An 18,219-nucleotide genomic window follows, 5' to 3' on the forward strand; every position below is an offset into this window, starting at 1 on the left:
TGTGATCTATTCTACTCTTGTAGCGATCACTATGCGAATGTCCTACTGTTCTCCTCGAAAGTCATTTTGTTCACTGAAGTAACGCCGTACTGCTGACATAGCTCGCGAACGCTCTTTCACACCGTCTAGGGGGATCGACATGCGTAGTGCCGCTTCATTCAAACTGAGTCTCAGCCACAGCGGTCGAAGCGGTCAAACAGGTCGAGTATCACGTGATCGCCGCACGAAATCTGTTCGCCAAGGACAGCACTCGACTACTCAACGGGTGCAGCCCAGCGTCGCTACACCGCGGAGACCGACGGTTGATCGTCATCGACGCGAACGTCGACCGAATCACGGGGATCGAATTCGAGGCTGAGACACAGTCCCCATCACCGGCAGTGCAATCTGCTTCTCCAGCAAGGCCGCATTGGCGGCGCCGAGTCGTATCCCCGCCCTCTACTTCGCACTCCACGGAGTGTGCGTCAATCTCGTCGCGCCGGGGGAAACCGCCACCGCGATGAACGGCATCGATGACGAATCCTCGTATGCAGACATCGATCGCCCCGCTATCCCGTTGGGGCGTCCGGCCGGTGTGCACGAGGTCGCAGCAGCCGCGGTGTTCCTCGCCGGATCCGGTTTGAGCTATCTCACGGGGACCACCGTCACCGTCGACGGCGGGTTGGGTCTGACTGCAGCCGAAGAGAATGCCCGCTACGCCGTCGATCACTCTCCAGCGCAAGGTCTCACGAAAGGAATCGCATGAAAGTCATCGCAATCGAAGCCACCGGCGACCCGAGCGTTCTCACTCTCACCGAGGTCGACGAGCCGACACCCGGTCCCGGAGACGTCACTGTTTCCGTTGCGGCCGCTGCCGTCAACCCTGTCGATCTGAAGACCCGTTCGGGGTTCTTGCCGATCGAGTTGTGCTTCCCAGCAGTTTTGGGATGGGACGTCTCCGGCACCGTCATCGCAGTCGGATCCGCGGTAACACGCTTCGCGCCAGGAGACCGAGTCATCGGAATGATCGCGCAACCGGCACACCGCTACGGAACCTATGCCGAACGCGTCACCGCCGACCAGTCCCTATTCGCACCCGCTCCGTCGAACGTCACCCTTGAGCACGCTGCTGCGATCCCACTCGCGGCGCTCACCGCTGTGCAATGCCTCGACAAACTCGACCTTGCACCAGAATCCGCGGTGTTGGTGACCGGTGCTGCCGGCGCGGTGGGCCGAATAGCGTCGGCGCTGCTGCTCTCGCGAGGGCACCGCGTCGACGCCCTCGCTCGCGAGAGCGACGCTGACGAACTCTTGGCCCTCGGCCTCAGTCGGGTCATCGCGAGTCCCGTTGACCTGGCGCACAAGGAATACGACGCCGTCGTCGACACGGCGGGTGTTTCCGAATCCGTCGACAGCGTGCGAGACGACGGCGCCTTCATCTCCATCGACGACAACGAGCAACCCGCACCGCAACGTGGAATCACACCGGCGAAAAGCTATGTCGACGAGGACGGCTCGGGCCTCGAATCATTCGCCGAACTGGTATCGACCGGTTCGGTCACCGTCCCTGTCGCCCGAACATTCCGGTTCGACGAAGCACCCCAAGCCCACGCTCTGCTGGCCGCGGGTGGAACCCGAGGAAAGGTACTGCTGATCCCATGACCGTGACCGTGAATGTCGAAAATGCCTTGTCCACAGTCGGTGTCACCGTTCCCGATGCGGACGTGAAAGGAACGTCCCGGATGGCGATGGTATCCGTCGGCGACTTGAACATCGAGCTGTTCGAGCACCACATCAGCCGACCGGACGCCCCTCTCCCTTTTACCGCCAACGGGGGAAACGTCCTGACGTTCCGCCGCGGTGGCGCCGCCCGACTGATTCCGAGTTCGTCGTGAAGTACGGAATCAATCTCCCCAATTTCGGGCCGCAGATCGACCCCGACGGGATTCTCGCGTGGGCCCGGACAGCGGAAACTGCCGGATTCGACAATGTCCTACTCTCGGATCACGTGGTGTTGACCGACGACGCGAATCGCCGCTCTCCTGCTCCGTTTTACGAGTGCCTGGCCACGCTGTCCTGGCTCGCAGCGGGAACCGAGTCGATTCGTCTGGGCAGCGGCGTGTTGATCGGCAGTCATCGACACCCGGCCCACCTCGCCCACGCGACCGCGACGATCGATCGTCTCAGCGGCGGACGGTTAATCGTGGGCATCGGGGTCGGCTGGACTGCACAGGCTTTCGACGTTCTCGGCGTTCCGTTCACACGTCGAGGTCGACTGACGGATACCACTCTCGAAACCTTGATCGCAGCATGGACGTCGGAGACGTACGACGCCCCGGGCTCGGCCGGAACACATCGCGTGCACAACGGACCCCTTCCCTTGCAACAACCGCATCCTCCGTTGTGGATCGGCGGCAACGGACCCGCTGCGATCGACCGAACCAACAGATTGGGCACCGCATGGCACCCATTGCACCCCTCCCGGGACCTATGCATCGCTGGAGTCGCTTCACTCGCCCCCGGGCGTGAGTTCGTCCCCCGCATCTACTTTCTCCCCGCCGGAGAATCTGTCGAATCGCCGGACCGTCCACTCGGGTACGGAACCATCAACCAGATACGTACCGACATCGAGTTTCTGACCGAGGTGGGTGCACAGACGATTGTTCTCGATACCGATCCTGGCGACCAGCGACTGCGCCGCTCAACCGACCACGATCTCGATCTGATTCGCATTGCCGGCGAAAATCTGGGAATGCGTCGAACAGCCGTTTTATGACTTAGCGGCCCATTGCCGCCGGTCGCCTCCGTGTAACCAAGCTGTGAAAGAGCATTCATGACAACACAACTCACCCATCGCGGCATCGTGAGACGGGGTAAGGTGTCGAGCGTCCAAGTATTTCACGAACTCGCATTGCTAGTGTTGATGACGTGTTTGCCACGGGACCCAACGCGCTGACGGTAGAAGGCCAGTCGACGCTTCAACACATAGATTTCACTGTTTTGGATTCTTTTCGATTTCCCGACCGGCAGGGCTTCCCCGATTCTTATCGCGCATTCATCCGGCACGCAGGTTGGGCGCGGACCTTCGGACTCTGGCTCATCTATCCGCCCGTCCTTCCCGGATTCGCCGACGGCTGGCAAGGGCGCGCCCGCAACCTCACCGCTCATCTTCGGTCCGTCTACCGAGAAGGACGGGATGACGAGTTCGATTGGATGATCGAACCCGACGGCGATTGGTCACTCCCTGACTCGCTGCAGGTTTTCGGATGGAGCGAAAACGGTGACGCTCTGCTGTGGGACACAGCATCCCGCGGCGCTGACGGAGAGTTTCCGGTTTGGGAATCGCGCTCGTTCAACTCTCTCCACCGTCTCGGCGGGAGCTTCCACGAAGTACTACCGTCCATTCGCACCCAGACTCTGGGCCTGTTCGGACCTCGCGACCACGACATCGAACCCCTCTCACCGATCCCGCTCTGATGCGCGACCCAAATTACCGATACGCCGCGGACACAGCTACTAATACGAAACCTACGATGACGATCAGCGACAGATAACCGAGAACGAGGCCGGCCACTGCCAACCCACGCCCACTTTCGCCGGATTGGCGAATTTGATTCAGCGCCACGTGACCCACTGGAATGGCAAGAACCCCACCGAAGATTCCAAGTACGAGTGCAACGATGGCCAAGGCATTCGTACCGACCGCTGGTCGCGCTGGGTAGCGCACTTCAAGTTGATCTGCGAGTACCGGAATCCCGTCCGCTGTGAAGCCCACTTGCGCAAAAACGGGTCGGCCATCGGCGGTGTAGCCGACCACCCCCGGGAGCGGCGGCGCCGCCTGCCTGACAGGCCCGAATGTCGAACGAAGGCTCCTCCCCAACAGCAGCGCCCCGACCATATACAGCAACAGTCCCGCCACTGATCCGGCTACCCAGGCTCCACGAAACGCCGGCCCGTCGACGTCGAGGATCCTCCCCGCCGCCCTTACCCCGGATCCTGCTGCACCGACCGCGATACTCAAATTCACTGCGCCGGGAATAACGGCAAGCACGGCAATGGCACCGACACCAAGCGACAATGCCGGGCCACCGCGGCGCCGCCACGCCAACGAAGTCATCAGCGCTCCAAACAAAGTCACAGCGGTGCCTAGAAGCCCAGTCAGGAATCCGACAACGACTCCCGTCTCGAAGTCCCCACCTACATGACGAGCAACCCACTGTGCCCAGGCCCGCGCGAATGGCGGCCCGAGCGTCAGCGAGAAAACGACCGTTGCAACCGCAACGCACGCCGCGACACTGATGACCCGCAGAATCCAACCCAGATAACCGGAATGCAAATTATTGGGCGCGACAGTAGTTTCCGAGTCGATCACCAGAATTCCTTCGTTCAGAGTGTGAGAACAGAACGGCTTTAGCCGTCACTCCACACAGAACCGTGGCCGGACCGGCTCACTCATCTGATCAAGCCCTGGTCTCTGTGTCTGTAGTTCGTTCGCACGACCCGAACCATTGATAGCGATGATTTCATATTTATGTTAGCGTTGTTTACATGAGCTCGAAAGCAAAGATTCTGGCCGCAGCGACCGAGCTGCTCAACACCTCCCCCAACGGCGACATATCCACCCGCGCCGTGTGCGAGATGGCCGGCGTCGGCGCCCCCGCGCTCTACCGTCAGTTCGGCGACAAGGACGGACTGCTCGCAGCCGTCGTCGAGGCAGGTTTCTTCGAATACCTCGAAGGCAAACGCGCTGCGACACCTTCCGATGACCCCGTTGCCGATCTACGGGCCGGCTGGGATGCACATACAGCCTTCGCGCTCGCACATCCCGCTCACTACCGGCTGATGCACTCACCCTCTGCCCAGAGCGCAGACACTGCCTTGCAGGCTCAGGCGCTACTTCGATCGGTTCTCGAACGATGTGCTGCCGCAGGCGTTCTGACCGTATCGGTCGACGTGGCTACGCAGATGGTGATGTCCGCCAATGCGGGCGTCGCTCTGATGCTCGTCGTAAGGCCGGAACAGTACCCCGATCCGACGCTGTCACAGCGAGTTCGCGACGGAATCTTCGCGTCCATCATCGACGAATCCGGCGCCCACCCGGAAACCTCACTCAACAGAGTTGCATCCACTCTCGACGCCCAACTGGCTGCCACAGATTCAACTTCCCTCTCCACCAACGAAGTCGGCCTACTGCGAGAGTGGCTCCGCAAGCTGTCCGATGCAACCGAAACCAGTTCAGGAGTTACATCATGACTGACACCACTACCCGCGTCGCCATCGTCACCGGAGCTTCCGGCGGCATCGGGCGAGCGACTGCAGAGAAGCTCGCCGCCGACGGAATGGCTGTCGCCGTGCACTATTCAGGAAACCTTCAACGCGCCCAGGAAACAGTTGACGCCATCGTCGCTGCGGGCGGGCGCGCTATAGCGGTGCATGCCGACGTCGCCGACGAAGGTGAAGTCGCTGCACTGTTCGATACGGTCGAGGAGGAGTTCGGAGGCATCGACGTAGTCGTTCACGCAGCCGGAATCATGATCCTCTCCACCGTTGCCGAAATGAACTTCGACGACTTCGATCGGATGCATCGGACCAACGTCCGAGGAACCTTCGTCGTCGACCAGCAGGCGGCCAGGCGCGTCCGGCGCGGCGGTGCGATCGTCAATTTCTCTACTTCGGTGAAAAAGCTGGCCTTCCCGACCTATGCCGCGTACGCCGCCACCAAAGGTGCTGTCGACGCAATCACCCTGGTTCTCGCGAAAGAGCTACGCGGACGTGACATCACAGTCAACGCGGTAGCCCCTGGTCCCACAGCCACCGATCTGTTCTTGGACGGGAAAGACGAAGCTACAGTGGAGAATCTGTCCAAGCTGGCACCCCTGGAGCGGCTCGGCACCCCGGTGGATATCGCGGAGGCTGTCGCGTTCCTCGCCGGCCCAGCTCGCTGGGTCAACGGCCAGGTCATCTACGTCAACGGCGGCGTGATCTAACGACACTGTCCTCTAAGGACCACACCTTGCCAATTCCGACAAAACAGTCAAACCAGTCGACTTTGGTTGTAATGTGCAAACAATGGAAAACCAGGATCGAGGGTCCGCCCGGACGTCACGGCGACAGTTCATCAGCGTTGCGGGGCTGGCGGCAACCGCCGTCATAACCTTCGCGACCTCGTCGACCGCCGGCGCCGCCGGCCCCGTCGCGCCCAATCCAGGTTCACGGGTCGGCGATCCTGCAGAAGCCCAAGCGGTACAGCGCGTCGCAGAGACACTGCTGAACGGTGGAGTTCCCGGTCTTGCCTTGGCCATCGTCAAACCGGATGAGAAGAACCGCAAGGCGAGTGTCACCACTACGTACCACTACGGTCATGCCGACGTCGAAAACGGCGTGAGAGTCACTCCGCGAACGCAATTCGAGATCGCCTCGGAGACCAAGACCTTCACCGCTGCACTACTGGCGAAACTGATCGCTCGGGGAGAAGTCGGATTGGACGACCTGGCGAGCAAGTATTCGGATGGCAACCCACTGCCGAAAGGCAGCGGTGGCGAGGAGATCACGCTTCGCCAACTGGTCACCCACCGTTCGGGTCTCAGCGACGACCCGCCCAATCTTTCGGCAGGATGTGCCGATCCCAAGAAATCATGCAACGACGAGAAGGCGAAGTACACCAAAGACATGCTGTGGGAAGGCCTCGAGGACCCCCGCGCCTTGGCGTTCTCCCCCGGTAGCCACTGGCTGTACTCGGACTTCGGGTTCGGACTGCTCGGCACACTCATGGCAGACAAGATCATTCCGGGACAGGAGAAGCCGCCTTTCGCGGCAGCAGTCGCCCGCGAAATCACCGACCCGCTCGGGATGATGGGTACCGTGATCGAGTCCAAAGCAACCGATCTGGCCGTTCCGTACTACCTCGACGGCGCAAGAGCGCCTCTGTGGAACAACACGGGCGCGATCGCAGGCGGGGGTGGCCTGGTCAGCACCGCTGAGGACATGTCGATCTGGGCCGCAACAACTCTCGGCTACGGCAATAACCCGCTCAAACCGGTACTGACCTCGATGCTCGATCAGATCGCCACCCAGGCTCCGGAGAATCCGGCCTTCGGAATGGGAATGGCGTGGCAGCTCCAACCCCCGACGCCGAACTTCCCACAACGGTTCGCCAAAAAGAACGGTGGCAGCACGGGTTCCAACTGCATCACCCTGTTGGTCCCCGACAGTGGCTGGTCGATCACGATTCTGGCGAACGGTGGAAACGCGGCGATGATCGACCCTGCAGCAGAGAACCTGATGCATGATCTGGTTCCGAGACGACCGCTATTCGGTAGCTCGACCGGAAGTTCGTCGGGTAGCGACGTCGGCTTCCAGACCGGGTCATTCGGATAGACCCACTTACCTACGGGCGCTACATCTTCGTCGAGCGCGCCATCACGAAGCAGTAAAGCCCGTAGGTGATGATGCCCAATCCGGCAAGGATCAGCAGGGCGACTCCGTACGGTTGCGCACCCAGCGTCTTGAACGCTCCGTCGAGGCCGGAGGCCTTGCCTGGTTCGGAGTTGTTGACCGCGAGAAGAACCAGAATGCCGACCGCGGCGATGGCCAAACCCTTGGCGACGTACCCGACGGTTCCGAGTCGGCGCACGAAGGTGCTGGGTGTGCCTTTCAGATCGTCCAGGAAGTTCTGACTCGCGCCCTTGTACACGTGGTAAAGACCAACAGCGATGATTACGATCCCGCCGAGCACCAATGCGATAGCCCCAAGCGTGTTCTCCATCAGACGTGCCGTGAATCCCGCACTCTGACCACTGCTCGACTTACCGCTACCGCGGGCGAATCCGAATGCAGTGAACGCAAAACCGAAATAGACGAGCGAGATGCCCAAAGCTTTGGCGCGATCGAAGAACTCCTTCTTCTTGTCGTCCGAGGACGGCGACGACGAGCTTCCCAACGCAGCCTCGGCCAATCTCCACAACGCCATGGCAAGGAAGGCGACGACGCCGAACCACAGAGCGAAGACGCCCCCTGGCTTTCCTGCCAACTCGGCCATCGCACCCGATTGGTCCGCAGACCCGGATCCACCGAGAGCAACGCGGATCGCGATATACCCGATCAGCAGGTGAACGACACCGCTGACGATGAATCCGGCACGGGCAAAGCGCTCGAAGACGTTGTTCTGTGCGACGTCAGCGGCCGTCGACGCGACGCTTTTCTGGTTCTGCGGTGACGATTCTTTGTTCATCATGATCGACGAACCATATACGGACCGACGCTTCCTTCGAACGCGTGCATGAAGGGTTTCGAGGTCAAGGGTTGCGAGGGTTCTGATCGGGCGCCGATCGCGGTTCTTCGGGGTTGGGGACCTTCGGGTTGGGCACCTTGGGGTCGATGGTGTCTGCGTGATCTCTTTGCTGGTTCAGTTCCTCGCGAGAACTCGTCGCCTCTTTCCGGTGTTGCGCTGCATGGTGTTGCAGCGCAGACGCTTCCGCCGCTTTGGCATCCGCCTCTGCTTTCACCATGCGCGCCTTGGCTGCTGTCTCTTCTGCCCGCGCCTCGCGCTCGCCGACTTGCAGCGACTTGTCTGCGACGTCTTCGCGGATCTGTTCTGCCTCGATGTGTCGACGCTCGTCACGTCTGTTTCGCGCCACCCACAGGAGTGCGGCCACGATCGCTATCACCACGACCACGGCAACAATTATCCAGATAATGCTGCTGGTACTCATACTGCGAGAGGTACCCACCTGCGACTTTCTCACACGCAGGCAAACAAATACGCCAAAATTACAGGTCGGTCGGATGTGTGTTGGCTCCGCATAAAACCACGCACAGTTCACCGCCGGACGGCTGCGTAACCGTTCCGTTCAGAACCGGAACCAATGCTGCTGCGGTTCCCAACTCCACCAGAATCCGGAACTCCCGCCACAGGAATGCCCGAGCCTGCCGGATCGAATCATCGTCGACCACAACACTGCCTACCGAACTCTCATGCAGTGTCTCCCAGGCGATGGCGCCAATGCGTGTGGCCCCCAATGAGTCCCCGGCGATGCTGTTCACTTCGATGTCGACCGGGCGACCCGCATCGAGCGAGGTGTGCAAGGTAGCAGCTCCGGTCGGCTCGACTGCTACTACTTGATCTTCGGGACGTGCCGCCGCGGCGATTCCAGAGACCAAACCACCGCCGCCGACTGCAATGCAATACGTGATCGGTCCGGACGCCTCGTCTTCGATCTCGAGAGCGATGGTGCCGGCCCCACTGACGATGTCGGGCAGGTCGTAGGCGTGCAGTTCGAGCGCGCCGCTCGCGCGTGCGATCTCCGCCGCGGCGGCAGCAGCGAGCGCGTAGCGATCGCCTACCTTGTGAACGGCGGCGCCCAACTCCCCGAGCGCCTTCACCTTTGCGTCGGGCGCGGTCTCCGGCACCACCACTGTGCATGTGAGTCCTCGTCGCCGCGCCGCCCACGCGGCCCCGATCGCTGCATTGCCGCCGGACGCGATCACCACGCCGGCATCGGGCATGGTGCCGTTGGCTACAGCTCGTTCCACTGCATTGAGACTGCCGCGCACTTTGAAGGAACCGCCGTGCTGGAGGTACTCGAGCTTGAACAGAACCGGTACCTCACCGTGTGGCGTCGGTAGCGCAGTTCGAAAGATCGGGGTATGCCGCGCCAACCCTGCGATACGAGTCCGTGCGGCTTCGACGTCCGAGCGCTCGATTGCCAGCGGACCTGCGTTGTTGTCGGCGGTGAGAGTCATGCACCAACCCTACGGTTCGCAATGTAGACACGAAGCAGTCGGTCCACCGTCATCAAGATGTCTGTTTTTCACCAATTACTGCCCGCATCTGACCGAGACATCGGCATTCCAGGTGAATAAATTTACTACTACAAGCACAACGACGACATCAAGGAAAGGCACACGCCATGTCGAAGATCGCAGTATTCGGTGGAAACGGTTTTGCAGGAAGCGCAATCGCGAAGGAAGCCACTTCACGCGGCCACGAGGTGACCGTCGTCGCCCGCAGTGCGCAGTCCGGAACCGAGGCGAATGTCGTGCAGGGTTCCGTTCACGACAACACGATCGTGGAGCAGGTCACGGCGGACAACGACGTCGTTGTCGTTGCCATCCCCGCCCGCGAGATCGACGGCAAGCGCCTGCTCGACGCCGTCACTCCCCTCGCAGATGCCGCCGCACGCAACGGTGCTCGCATTGCCGTAGTCGGTGGCGCCGGCAGCTTGTTGGTCGCCGAGGGTGGGCCACGCGTCGTCGACACCCCCGACTTCCCGGACGCATACAAGGGTGAGGCGCTCGCTCACGCCGAGGTCCTCGATGCGCTCCGCGCGACTGACAGCAATGTCGACTGGTTCTACGTGAGCCCGGCCGCAGCATTCGGCGCCCACGCCGGCGTCGCTCCGAAGGGATCCTTCCAGGTGGGTGGCGACGTTCTCCTGACAGACGCCGAGGGCAATTCCGCTATCGCAGGCGAAGATTACGCACACGCTTTTGTCGACGAGATCGAGACTCCGGCTCACCGTCGCCAGCGTTTCACCGTCGCACACTGAGCATGGGCAACCTTCGTAGGCGCGCAGCCTGGATGACTGTTCCCGCTGCCGCCGCCCTCCTGCTCACCTCTTGCTCCAACGACTCGGAAACCGCAACACCCAGGAGTTCTACGACGTCCACAAATGTTGTTGCCGGACAGAGCGATCAACTCGAATCCAACAAGACCATCGTCACGGATTTCTACGAACTGGCGTTCAACGGCCGCCAGGTTCAGCAAGCCGCCGACCGGTACATCGGCGACGTCTACATCCAACACAACCCCACCGCCGCCGATGGGGCAGCCGGATTTGTCAGCGGCATAGGCGGTTACGTCGAGGCCACACCCGGGTTGCACGCCGAGATCACTCGCGTCTTCGCCGAGGGTGATCTTGTTGTCCTCCAGTCGCACACCACTTCTGCACCCGGCGACCGCGGCCAGGCCGTGTTCGACATCTTCCGTGTCGACAACGGCAAGATCGTCGAACACTGGGATGCCATTCAAGACGTGCCGGAAACGTCCGCGAATCCGAACACGATGTTCGACGGACCCACCTCTTCGCCGTCCAAGACGTCAGAAGTATTGGAGCGCAACACGGCCAACGCCCTGACCTTCCTACAGCTCGCCTTCAACGAGGGCAAAGCCGCCGAGGCTGCCGACCAGCTGGTCGGCCCGAGCTACACGCAGCACAACCCCTCGTTCGCAGACGGCAAGGATGCGTTTGTCACGGCACTGGCCGGGGTCGAACCTGTTACCGGAGACAAGGCCACCAAGTTTCCGCGAACGGTAGCCGAGGGCGACTTCGTCTTCGTCCAGACCTTCGCTTCGTCCGGTGAAGGAACCGCTGGCAGCGGCTCGATGGACATCTTCCGCTTCGATGAGAACGGCAAGATCGTCGAACATTGGGACGCCGTCCAGGACTACCCGTCGACGACTGCAAGCGGCAACACCGTGTGGGACGACGGTCGCTGAGACGACAACTCCGAACAGTTCAGCGGCGGCTACGTGATCAGCCGACGTTGATCCGTTCTGTATCGCCGTCGTAGTAGTCCAACAATCTCTGATCCATCACCCGACGCCACAGCGGCGGTATCCACGCGATCACGATCATCACCGCATAGCCGGCCGGAAGTTGCGGGGCTTCGGCTGCGCTGCGCAAGCTTTGGTACCGCAGCTTCGGGTTGGCGTGGTGGTCGCTGTGTCGCTGCAACTGATAGAGGAACAGATTGCTCACCACGTGATCGCTGTTCCAACTGTCAGCCGGGCTGCAGCGCACAAACGAGCCGTCGGCACGCTTGCCACGCAGCAGGCCGTAATGCTCGAGGTAGTTCGCGGCTTCGAGGAAGGTGAATCCGGCCACCGCCTGCAGTAGCAGCCAGGGTGCGACCTCCCAACCGAAGATGCCGATGAGCGTCGCGAAGAGGACAACGCTCATCGCCCAGGCGTTGAGGACGTTGTTTTCGAAACTCCAGGTTCGCTTGCCTTTCCGCTGGAGTCGAGCGCTCTCGATACGCCACGCAGAACGCAGGCCGCCGACCACACTTCGTGGCAAGAACCTCCAGAAGCTCTCACCGAACCGTGAGCTGGCCGGATCCTGCGGAGTAGCTACGCGCACATGGTGGCCGAAGTTGTGTTCGACGTAGAAGTGCCCGTACAGAGACTGTGCAAGCGCCACTTTCGCGAGCCACTGCTCGACCTCCTCGCTCTTGTGACCGAGTTCGTGTGCTGCGTTGATACCCACGCCGGCGACGACGCCCACCGTGAACGACATCGCGATCTTCTCCGCGATTCCCATCGGAGCGTTGATCCAGCACCAGCAGGCAAAGACCAGACCGGCGTATTGCAAGGGGAGGAACGCGTAAGTGCACCAGCGGTAATAGCGGTCCTTCTGCAGTCCGGGGATCGCATCGTCCGGCGGACTTTCGCCGTCTTCACCGGCCAGCATGTCGATGATCGGGATGACAATGACCAGCAGCCACGCGCCGGTCGCCCAGAACAATCCGAGGCGAAGGTTGTCGACGAGAAACCACGATATGAACGGGCTGAGCGGGATAAGCAATCCGAGCGGCCACAGGTACCTCTTGCGATCGCGCCAGCGTGGGTTTTCGGCGGACGGCGAGACTGTCTTCTGGACAGCGTTCGATTCGGTACGCCGTGCGTCGGAAGTCGCTGTCATTCGCCGATCTCGCCTTTCGTCCCCTCGAACGGTTCGCCCCACGCACCGTTCACGCTCAGCAAACCAGAACTAATGTCCGGACGGGTATGGCCCCGAAATCCAGAGCGCCCTGCTCGAAAGACGGCACGAGCGCTTGTCCTCACCAAGAACTCCCCCGCACATCACTGCTCACCCCGACAGTAGATACGGACAAAATACCCCACCGATCTGCGGGGATGGCGACCACCTCCGCACGTCGCCGAGGATCGGCGATCCCTGCCAAGGCAAGGTCGAACCGCGTCGCCCTCGTCGAAGTAACGGTAACCAGCAGTGACAGAAATCATAAGCAGAGGACAGGATTTCCGCTCGTAGTGGCGACCAAAAAGACTGCGCGCCCTCAACTGGTCAGTTGCGGGCGCGCAGTCAAAAGGTGAGCAAGCGTCAGAGCCTTGCAAACACCTTCGTTTTCACTTCGTTCAGCCAACCGTTCGCGGTCACGAAATCTGTGACGCTCGACTGCAATCCGAAAACATGCCCGGCCTGCGCCGCCGGCAGCCTCGTGAAGAGGTTGTCGTCGAGGACCGCCTGAACCGCCGCACTGGTCGATCCGTCCGCGTTCAGCGGATACAGCACGACCGTCACGCCGTTGACGATGTCGGCCAACTGCTCCATCGGGTAGGACTCGTATCCGGCGTCGGTGTAATTGGTCGGAACACCAGGCCCGTACGCCAACCCGAGTTCGTTGACGACCAAATTGCCGATCGCACCGGTGGGTTGCTGGACTGAGAATGCGCCGGGTGCGTCTCCGAGCGAGATGTGAATCCACTTGTTGTTCGCGATCACGTCCGCGTACTCGCCACGAACACGTTCGAGATTCGTTTCGTAAGCAGTGCGCGTCGACTCGAGCACGTCGGTCTTGCCGATCGCCTCGGCGATCTCGGTGGTGATCGTCTTCCAGTCGCCTCGGCTCTCACCCTTGACGATGACGGTGGGTGCAATGCCCGACAGACGGTCGAACGCCGCTTGGTCCACCTCGTCGGCGTCACCGACGATGATGTCGGGATCCGCCGCGGCGATCGCTTCGAAGTTCATTTCCCCGTACGGCCCGATGGTCGGGAGCCCGTCGACGAAGGCCTGCTGCTCCGGCGTGAATTCACTGATCCACTTGCCGTAGTCCTGCACAGCAGCCGGTCTCACTCCGAGGGACATGAGCTGCCAAGGAGTGTCGTATGACGCGGCGACGACGCGCTCGGGTGAAACCGGAACCTCGATGTCCCCGTACGCCGACGCAACAGTCCGGACGTCCGTCTGCTCGGAATCGGCCGACGACGAGGAACAGCCGGTCATCACCATCGCACCGACAACGGCTGCTGCCGCCGCTGCGATGACTCTGGAACCGACAGAAATTGATCGAATTGCGCGCACGCAGAACTCCTACAGGGTGATTGTTTAGCCAACCCTAAGTTGATTCTCGGGCGCTACACAAGTCCGATCGAGGCCCTTTGAGTCGCTGTTCGGACTAGTCCTGTAGCCAATCGGTCATTGGCGTGCGCGGGTGATCGATCAGGCTTGCGAACTCGCCCGGAGTCACACCCATCGTTCGACGGAATGCCGCGCCGAACGCGCTCTCGGAACGAAAACCCGTCTTCCGCGCCACAAACGAGATGCTTCGACCGAGTGCCAGAAGTTGCATCGCGTGATGAGCCCGCAGTCGCATACGCCATTCCGAGAAGGTCAGTCCGGTCTCCGCCGGAAACCTTCGCGTGAAGGTCCTAGTGCTGACTTTCGCGTCGGCGGCCCACTCCTCGACCGATCGGGTGTCGGCCGGGCTGGCAACCAACTGATCTGCGATCTGCCGAAGCCACGGCGTCGTCGGCAGCGGCACATCGAAAATCAGTCGTGGAACGGGTTCGACGAGATCGATGGCAAACGCCTCGGCTCGTCGACGAGCCGCATCCGTCAAGTCGTCTCGGGTGAGGTGGTCGAGTACTTGTTCTAGCAGCGGCGGGGTGGACAAGGCCACCACACGATCCAACCCCGTCACGTCGGATGCCACCAACCACGTGCACGACAATTCGGTCCCGCTGCGCGCTGTCACCTCGTGGGGAACGAAGGACGGGATCCACAGACTGACTCCGCTCGGCACCGTGTACACAGTCTCCGGAGTACGGACCTCGAGAACACCGTCGATCGCCCACAGCAATTCGTGATCGCTGTGGCGGTGCATCTCCCACGTGTAGTCGGAATCGACGGCCAGCCGATTGGTCGCCAACCGCAGGTACCCGTCGGCACTGACGCGCAGCGGTCGAACGACGCGTTGCCACTCGGACAGTTCGTCGAGCGGACTGCTGAGCGGGTAGTCGATCTGCTCGCTCACCGCAGCGTCGGCAGTTCTGGATGTCCGAACAGGCCAGGCAACCCACCGGTGTGCAGGAAGACCGTTTTCGATCCCGCCGTGATGGCCTTGTCCTCCACGAGTTGGATCAATCCCGCAAAGGCTCGGCCGGTGTACGTCGGGTCGAGGAAGATGCCCTCTGTACGAGCCAAAAATCGGATCGCGCCGGCTGATGCTTCCGTGAGCGTCGAATAGCCTTGGCCAACTTGGTTTCGCAGGATCTGAAGATCTGCGGCTCGCACGGTCGGACCCGGCATCTCTTCCAATAACCCAGCGACAGTCGACACTGGATCGGCAACAGCCCCGACATCGACGCCCACAACTCTGTCGACGCCCAGATGCGCGACAAGGCCTGCCATCGTTCCACCCGATCCGAGTGCAACCACGACGCGATCGATTCCGGCGAGTTGCTGCTCGATCTCGCGCGCGCAGTCGACGTATCCCTGCGCGGCCACCGCGCTCGTACCACCGAAGGGAATGACAAAAGGTACACCGCCCGAGTCAACAACTGCCTGCGCTGCGGCGTCGACCGCTGATGCCGTGTCCCCACCGGCCCAGACGATCTCAGCGCCCGCGAGCGCATCCAGAACGAGATTTCCCTGCGCGGATTCCGGCTCGGCACCACCGAGCACCAGCACACAACGCAATCCCAACCGAGCTGCTGCGGATGCAGTCAAGCGAGCGTGATTGCTTTGCGGTGCACCGGTAGTGATCAGTGTCGTCGCGCCGACGGCCAAAGCCTGAGCGCAGGTGTATTGCAGCTTTCTGATCTTGTTGCCGCCGCCGCCCAGGCCGGTGACGTCGTCACGTTTGATCCACAGGTCTTCCGGCCCCAATCCGAGTGCCTGCGCGCAATGCGTCACAGGTTCGACGGGCGTCGGCCAACTGCCCAAGCTGATCGGCTGTACGGCGGAACTCAACATTTGACGAGTCTAGTTCGACGGTCCATCTACAGTCTGGACTCGCTTACAGTCTGGATATGGGAACTTTCACGACGACCACACACGACGTGCCGCTGACCGTCAGCCGACCGGATTCGCCAGGAGAACCGAAGCATGCGGTAGTGGTTCTCCAAGAAGCGTGGGGCGTGAACAAGCACATCGAGAGCATCCTCGAGCGTCTCGCCGATGCCGGCTACCTTGCCGTGGCTCCGCACCTCTACCACCGCGGCGCACAGACGTCCTTCACCGACTTTCCGTCCGCCAAGGACGCGCTCATGGCGCTCGACAGCACAAGCATCGGCCACGACGTACGTGCCGCTGTCGACTACAGCCGATCCGAGGGAGCAGACAAGGTCGGCTCCCTCGGGTTCTGTATGGGCGGCACTGCCTCACTGTGGTGTGCCGCCGTACCCCTCGTCGATTCCGCTGTCACGTACTACGGCGGCGGTGTCGCCGAGGCCCGATGGGACGGAATCGCGGCAGGCACCGAACTCGCTGCGCAACTGCAGGTCCCATGGCTCGGCCACTACGGCGACCTCGATCCGAGCATCCCACCCGAGAGCGTCGAGCAATTGCGCGCAACCGCCTCCGATCTCGCCCGGGTGTACCGCTACGCCGGCGCCGGCCACGCGTTCAACAACGACACTTCGGCCAGCCACTACGCCCCGGATTCTGCTGCCATCGCGTGGACCCGCACTATGGAGTTCTTCAACGAAAACCTTTGATTGCCAACGTGAGTCAGGGCACCCGCTTGACCACCGTGCCGGTGATCTCGTCCTGAACCTGCTCAGCCGTCACCGCTCGACTCTGTGCCCGACGTGAGCGAGTGAAGTAGTAGATGCCGATCACGGCGAGGACAAACGGTACCCCGAACACCAGCGTCATCTTGAAATCCTCGACCCACAACGTGGTGATCAGAATCGCGACCATGAGGACGCCGCCGAGGATTGTCCCCACGGGAAAGAACGGGATCGTGAAGGAAAGCTTTGTTCCGTCCTCTTTCATTCGCTTGCGAAAGAACCAGTGCGTCACGAAGATCAGTAGCCACGTCGCCATTGCCCCGAACATCGACAGCGAGATCATCAACGTGAATGCCTGCTCGGGAAAGAGAACGTAGACGATTGTCGCGACGGCGATACCTGACGTCGACAAGAGCAAGGCGTTGACCGGTGAGCCGTTGGCCCTGACCTTGCCGAGAATGGCCGGCGCGTCACCAGCACGGGAGAGCGAGAACATCATTCGCGAAGACACGTACAACTGACTGTTCATCGCGGACAATGCAGCAATGATCACCACGAAGTTCAGCACGCTGTCTGCGCCCGGAATCTTCACGACCTGCATCACCGTGACGAAAGGGCTTCCGCCGCTCAAGATCTTGTCCATCGGAGCGATTGCCAGAATCAAGGCAAGCGTTGCGATGTAGAAGACGAACAACCGGACGATCGTCACACGGAATGCCTTCTTCACCGCCACCGCCGGGTTTTCTGCCTCACCGGCCGCAATGGCGATCATCTCGATGCTCAAGTAGCTGAAGATCGATACGATCACGGCAAACCACATGCCGGACAGACCATTCGGGAAGAATCCGCCACCGGCCGTGTAGTTGTGAAATCCGTAGTCCGGGTTCCCGCTACCGAACACGACGTACGCTGCCATCACGATGAATGCCACGATCGCGAAGACCTTGATCGTCGAGAACCAGTACTCCATCGTTCCGAAGGCCTTGACGTTGAACATGTTCACGCCGATCAGCACCCCGGAGAACAACACGATCCACAGCCATGACGGTACGTCGGCGAACCAGAACTGCATGTATTCACCGATTGCGGTGACCTCGGTACCGACCGCGAGGACGATGCATGACCAGTAGAGATAGCGAACGAGGAAGCCGATCAACGGTCCGACGTAGAACTCTGCGTACGCACCGAACGAACCCGATGTCGCATGCGCGACAGTCATTTCGGCGAGGGCGCCCATCAGCAGGAGGGCGATCAGCCCACCGATCGCGTAACTGACGATGACGCTCGGCCCGGCAAAGCCGATGGCGAACTTACTGCCGAGGAAGAGTCCGGTGCCGATTGCGCCGCCGAGCGCGATCATGCTCATCTGCTTGGGGCCGAGTTCGCGTTTGAGACCTGATTCTCGTTGCTGGATGTTTTTGAAATCACTCATGAAAGCTCCTTGCGAAAGGCGGCACCTCCCGGTCCGCGGAAACTTGGAAGAA

20 protein-coding genes are annotated in these 18,219 nt (G+C 61.2%); 11 read left to right on the forward strand and 9 right to left on the reverse strand.

What is annotated here, in order from left to right:
- Positions 1-385: 385 nt before the first annotated feature.
- From ACFT1A_RS13550 to ACFT1A_RS13570, 5 genes are all read left to right on the forward strand, one after another.
- The gene (locus ACFT1A_RS13550; RefSeq protein WP_378447598.1) at positions 386-745 is read left to right on the forward strand and encodes an SDR family oxidoreductase; all 360 of its coding nucleotides are present in this window, start codon (positions 386-388) and stop codon (positions 743-745) included.
- Entirely contained in the window at positions 742-1,641 is a 900-nt protein-coding gene (locus ACFT1A_RS13555) for an NADP-dependent oxidoreductase (protein ID WP_378447391.1), read from the forward strand. Before ACFT1A_RS13550 ends, ACFT1A_RS13555 begins: the two co-directional genes overlap by 4 nt.
- On the forward strand, positions 1,638-1,874 hold the full coding sequence (locus ACFT1A_RS13560) for a hypothetical protein (protein WP_378447392.1): 237 nt from the start codon (positions 1,638-1,640) through the stop codon (positions 1,872-1,874). Before ACFT1A_RS13555 ends, ACFT1A_RS13560 begins: the two co-directional genes overlap by 4 nt.
- Positions 1,871-2,755, forward strand: coding sequence for a TIGR03619 family F420-dependent LLM class oxidoreductase (locus ACFT1A_RS13565; RefSeq protein ID WP_378447393.1), 885 nt, complete (start codon positions 1,871-1,873; stop codon positions 2,753-2,755). Before ACFT1A_RS13560 ends, ACFT1A_RS13565 begins: the two co-directional genes overlap by 4 nt.
- A gap of 152 nt (positions 2,756-2,907) precedes the next feature.
- Entirely contained in the window at positions 2,908-3,456 is a 549-nt protein-coding gene (locus ACFT1A_RS13570; protein WP_378447394.1) for a hypothetical protein, read from the forward strand.
- A gap of 13 nt (positions 3,457-3,469) precedes the next feature.
- Here the strand turns inward: ACFT1A_RS13570 and ACFT1A_RS13575 are convergent, their stop codons facing one another.
- Complete coding sequence (locus ACFT1A_RS13575) at positions 3,470-4,351, reverse strand: DUF4190 domain-containing protein (RefSeq protein ID WP_378447395.1); 882 nt, start codon at positions 4,349-4,351, stop codon at positions 3,470-3,472.
- Positions 4,352-4,527: 176 nt separating this feature from the next.
- Between ACFT1A_RS13575 and ACFT1A_RS13580 the strand changes: the two genes are divergently transcribed.
- The 3 genes from ACFT1A_RS13580 (at position 4,528) to ACFT1A_RS13590 (ending at position 7,356) form a co-directional block, all read left to right on the forward strand.
- Positions 4,528-5,232 carry a TetR/AcrR family transcriptional regulator gene (locus ACFT1A_RS13580; protein WP_378447396.1) on the forward strand — a complete coding sequence of 235 codons (705 nt, stop codon included), beginning with the start codon at positions 4,528-4,530 and terminating at the stop codon, positions 5,230-5,232.
- Positions 5,229-5,966 (forward strand): SDR family oxidoreductase, encoded by a 738-nt coding sequence (locus ACFT1A_RS13585; protein ID WP_378447397.1) that lies wholly within the window; start codon positions 5,229-5,231, stop codon positions 5,964-5,966. The genes ACFT1A_RS13580 and ACFT1A_RS13585 overlap by 4 nt, the downstream gene beginning before the upstream one ends.
- 82 nt (positions 5,967-6,048) lie before the next feature.
- Positions 6,049-7,356 (forward strand): serine hydrolase domain-containing protein, encoded by a 1,308-nt coding sequence (locus tag ACFT1A_RS13590; RefSeq protein WP_378447398.1) that lies wholly within the window; start codon positions 6,049-6,051, stop codon positions 7,354-7,356.
- Between the two features lie 19 nt (positions 7,357-7,375).
- Here ACFT1A_RS13590 and ACFT1A_RS13595 read toward each other — a convergent pair whose 3' ends face one another.
- The 3 genes from ACFT1A_RS13595 to ACFT1A_RS13605 form a co-directional block, all read right to left on the reverse strand.
- The gene (locus tag ACFT1A_RS13595; RefSeq protein ID WP_378447399.1) at positions 7,376-8,212 is read right to left on the reverse strand and encodes a DUF1206 domain-containing protein; all 837 of its coding nucleotides are present in this window, start codon (positions 8,210-8,212) and stop codon (positions 7,376-7,378) included.
- 61 nt (positions 8,213-8,273) lie between these two features.
- On the reverse strand, positions 8,274-8,690 hold the full coding sequence (locus ACFT1A_RS13600) for a hypothetical protein (RefSeq protein WP_378447400.1): 417 nt from the start codon (positions 8,688-8,690) through the stop codon (positions 8,274-8,276).
- A 58-nt stretch (positions 8,691-8,748) separates the two neighbouring features.
- Positions 8,749-9,720 carry a serine/threonine dehydratase gene (locus tag ACFT1A_RS13605; RefSeq protein ID WP_378447401.1) on the reverse strand — a complete coding sequence of 324 codons (972 nt, stop codon included), beginning with the start codon at positions 9,718-9,720 and terminating at the stop codon, positions 8,749-8,751.
- Between the two features lie 167 nt (positions 9,721-9,887).
- On the opposite strand from ACFT1A_RS13605, the gene ACFT1A_RS13610 reads away from it, so the two are divergent.
- On the forward strand, positions 9,888-10,526 hold the full coding sequence (locus tag ACFT1A_RS13610) for an NAD(P)-dependent oxidoreductase (RefSeq protein WP_378447402.1): 639 nt from the start codon (positions 9,888-9,890) through the stop codon (positions 10,524-10,526).
- A gap of 32 nt (positions 10,527-10,558) precedes the next feature.
- A complete protein-coding gene (locus ACFT1A_RS13615) occupies positions 10,559-11,476 on the forward strand; it encodes a nuclear transport factor 2 family protein (protein WP_378447403.1) in 918 nt (305 codons plus the stop codon).
- Between the two features lie 37 nt (positions 11,477-11,513).
- Here ACFT1A_RS13615 and ACFT1A_RS13620 read toward each other — a convergent pair whose 3' ends face one another.
- The 4 genes from ACFT1A_RS13620 to ACFT1A_RS13635 all read right to left on the reverse strand — a co-directional run bounded on the left by ACFT1A_RS13620 (position 11,514) and on the right by ACFT1A_RS13635 (position 15,977).
- A complete protein-coding gene (locus ACFT1A_RS13620) occupies positions 11,514-12,680 on the reverse strand; it encodes an alkane 1-monooxygenase (protein ID WP_378447404.1) in 1,167 nt (388 codons plus the stop codon).
- A 420-nt stretch (positions 12,681-13,100) separates the two neighbouring features.
- Positions 13,101-14,084, reverse strand: a complete 984-nt coding sequence (locus tag ACFT1A_RS13625) for an ABC transporter substrate-binding protein (protein WP_378447405.1) — start codon at positions 14,082-14,084, stop codon at positions 13,101-13,103.
- Between the two features lie 94 nt (positions 14,085-14,178).
- On the reverse strand, positions 14,179-15,036 hold the full coding sequence (locus ACFT1A_RS13630) for an AraC family transcriptional regulator (RefSeq protein WP_378447406.1): 858 nt from the start codon (positions 15,034-15,036) through the stop codon (positions 14,179-14,181).
- Positions 15,033-15,977 carry a D-cysteine desulfhydrase family protein gene (locus tag ACFT1A_RS13635; protein ID WP_378447407.1) on the reverse strand — a complete coding sequence of 315 codons (945 nt, stop codon included), beginning with the start codon at positions 15,975-15,977 and terminating at the stop codon, positions 15,033-15,035. Before ACFT1A_RS13635 ends, ACFT1A_RS13630 begins: the two co-directional genes overlap by 4 nt.
- Positions 15,978-16,033: 56 nt before the next feature.
- Between ACFT1A_RS13635 and ACFT1A_RS13640 the strand changes: the two genes are divergently transcribed.
- Positions 16,034-16,720 (forward strand): dienelactone hydrolase family protein, encoded by a 687-nt coding sequence (locus ACFT1A_RS13640; RefSeq protein ID WP_378447408.1) that lies wholly within the window; start codon positions 16,034-16,036, stop codon positions 16,718-16,720.
- Positions 16,721-16,733: 13 nt separating this feature from the next.
- On the opposite strand, the gene ACFT1A_RS13645 is transcribed toward ACFT1A_RS13640, so the two are convergent.
- Positions 16,734-18,167, reverse strand: a complete 1,434-nt coding sequence (locus ACFT1A_RS13645; RefSeq protein WP_378447409.1) for an amino acid permease — start codon at positions 18,165-18,167, stop codon at positions 16,734-16,736.
- Positions 18,168-18,219: the final 52 nt, after the last annotated feature.

The sequence above is a fragment of the Rhodococcus sp. NPDC057135 genome (assembly GCF_042670865.1).
Classification (GTDB): domain Bacteria; phylum Actinomycetota; class Actinomycetes; order Mycobacteriales; family Mycobacteriaceae; genus Rhodococcus_F.

What these genes read in the sequence shown, in the direction of transcription:
- ACFT1A_RS13555 (WP_378447391.1), top strand. Translation starts at nt 742, where the DNA reads ATGAAAGTCATCGCAATCGAAGCCACCGGCGACCCGAGCGTTCTCACT.
- ACFT1A_RS13560 (WP_378447392.1), top strand. Translation starts at nt 1,638, where the DNA reads ATGACCGTGACCGTGAATGTCGAAAATGCCTTGTCCACAGTCGGTGTC.
- ACFT1A_RS13580 (WP_378447396.1), top strand. Translation starts at nt 4,528, where the DNA reads ATGAGCTCGAAAGCAAAGATTCTGGCCGCAGCGACCGAGCTGCTCAAC.
- ACFT1A_RS13585 (WP_378447397.1), top strand. Translation starts at nt 5,229, where the DNA reads ATGACTGACACCACTACCCGCGTCGCCATCGTCACCGGAGCTTCCGGC.
- ACFT1A_RS13590 (WP_378447398.1), top strand. Translation starts at nt 6,049, where the DNA reads ATGGAAAACCAGGATCGAGGGTCCGCCCGGACGTCACGGCGACAGTTC.
- ACFT1A_RS13595 (WP_378447399.1), bottom strand. Translation starts at nt 8,212, where the DNA reads ATGATGAACAAAGAATCGTCACCGCAGAACCAGAAAAGCGTCGCGTCG.
- ACFT1A_RS13600 (WP_378447400.1), bottom strand. Translation starts at nt 8,690, where the DNA reads ATGAGTACCAGCAGCATTATCTGGATAATTGTTGCCGTGGTCGTGGTG.
- ACFT1A_RS13605 (WP_378447401.1), bottom strand. Translation starts at nt 9,720, where the DNA reads ATGACTCTCACCGCCGACAACAACGCAGGTCCGCTGGCAATCGAGCGC.
- ACFT1A_RS13610 (WP_378447402.1), top strand. Translation starts at nt 9,888, where the DNA reads ATGTCGAAGATCGCAGTATTCGGTGGAAACGGTTTTGCAGGAAGCGCA.
- ACFT1A_RS13615 (WP_378447403.1), top strand. Translation starts at nt 10,559, where the DNA reads ATGACTGTTCCCGCTGCCGCCGCCCTCCTGCTCACCTCTTGCTCCAAC.
- ACFT1A_RS13620 (WP_378447404.1), bottom strand. Translation starts at nt 12,680, where the DNA reads ATGACAGCGACTTCCGACGCACGGCGTACCGAATCGAACGCTGTCCAG.
- ACFT1A_RS13635 (WP_378447407.1), bottom strand. Translation starts at nt 15,977, where the DNA reads ATGTTGAGTTCCGCCGTACAGCCGATCAGCTTGGGCAGTTGGCCGACG.
- ACFT1A_RS13640 (WP_378447408.1), top strand. Translation starts at nt 16,034, where the DNA reads ATGGGAACTTTCACGACGACCACACACGACGTGCCGCTGACCGTCAGC.
- ACFT1A_RS13645 (WP_378447409.1), bottom strand. Translation starts at nt 18,167, where the DNA reads ATGAGTGATTTCAAAAACATCCAGCAACGAGAATCAGGTCTCAAACGC.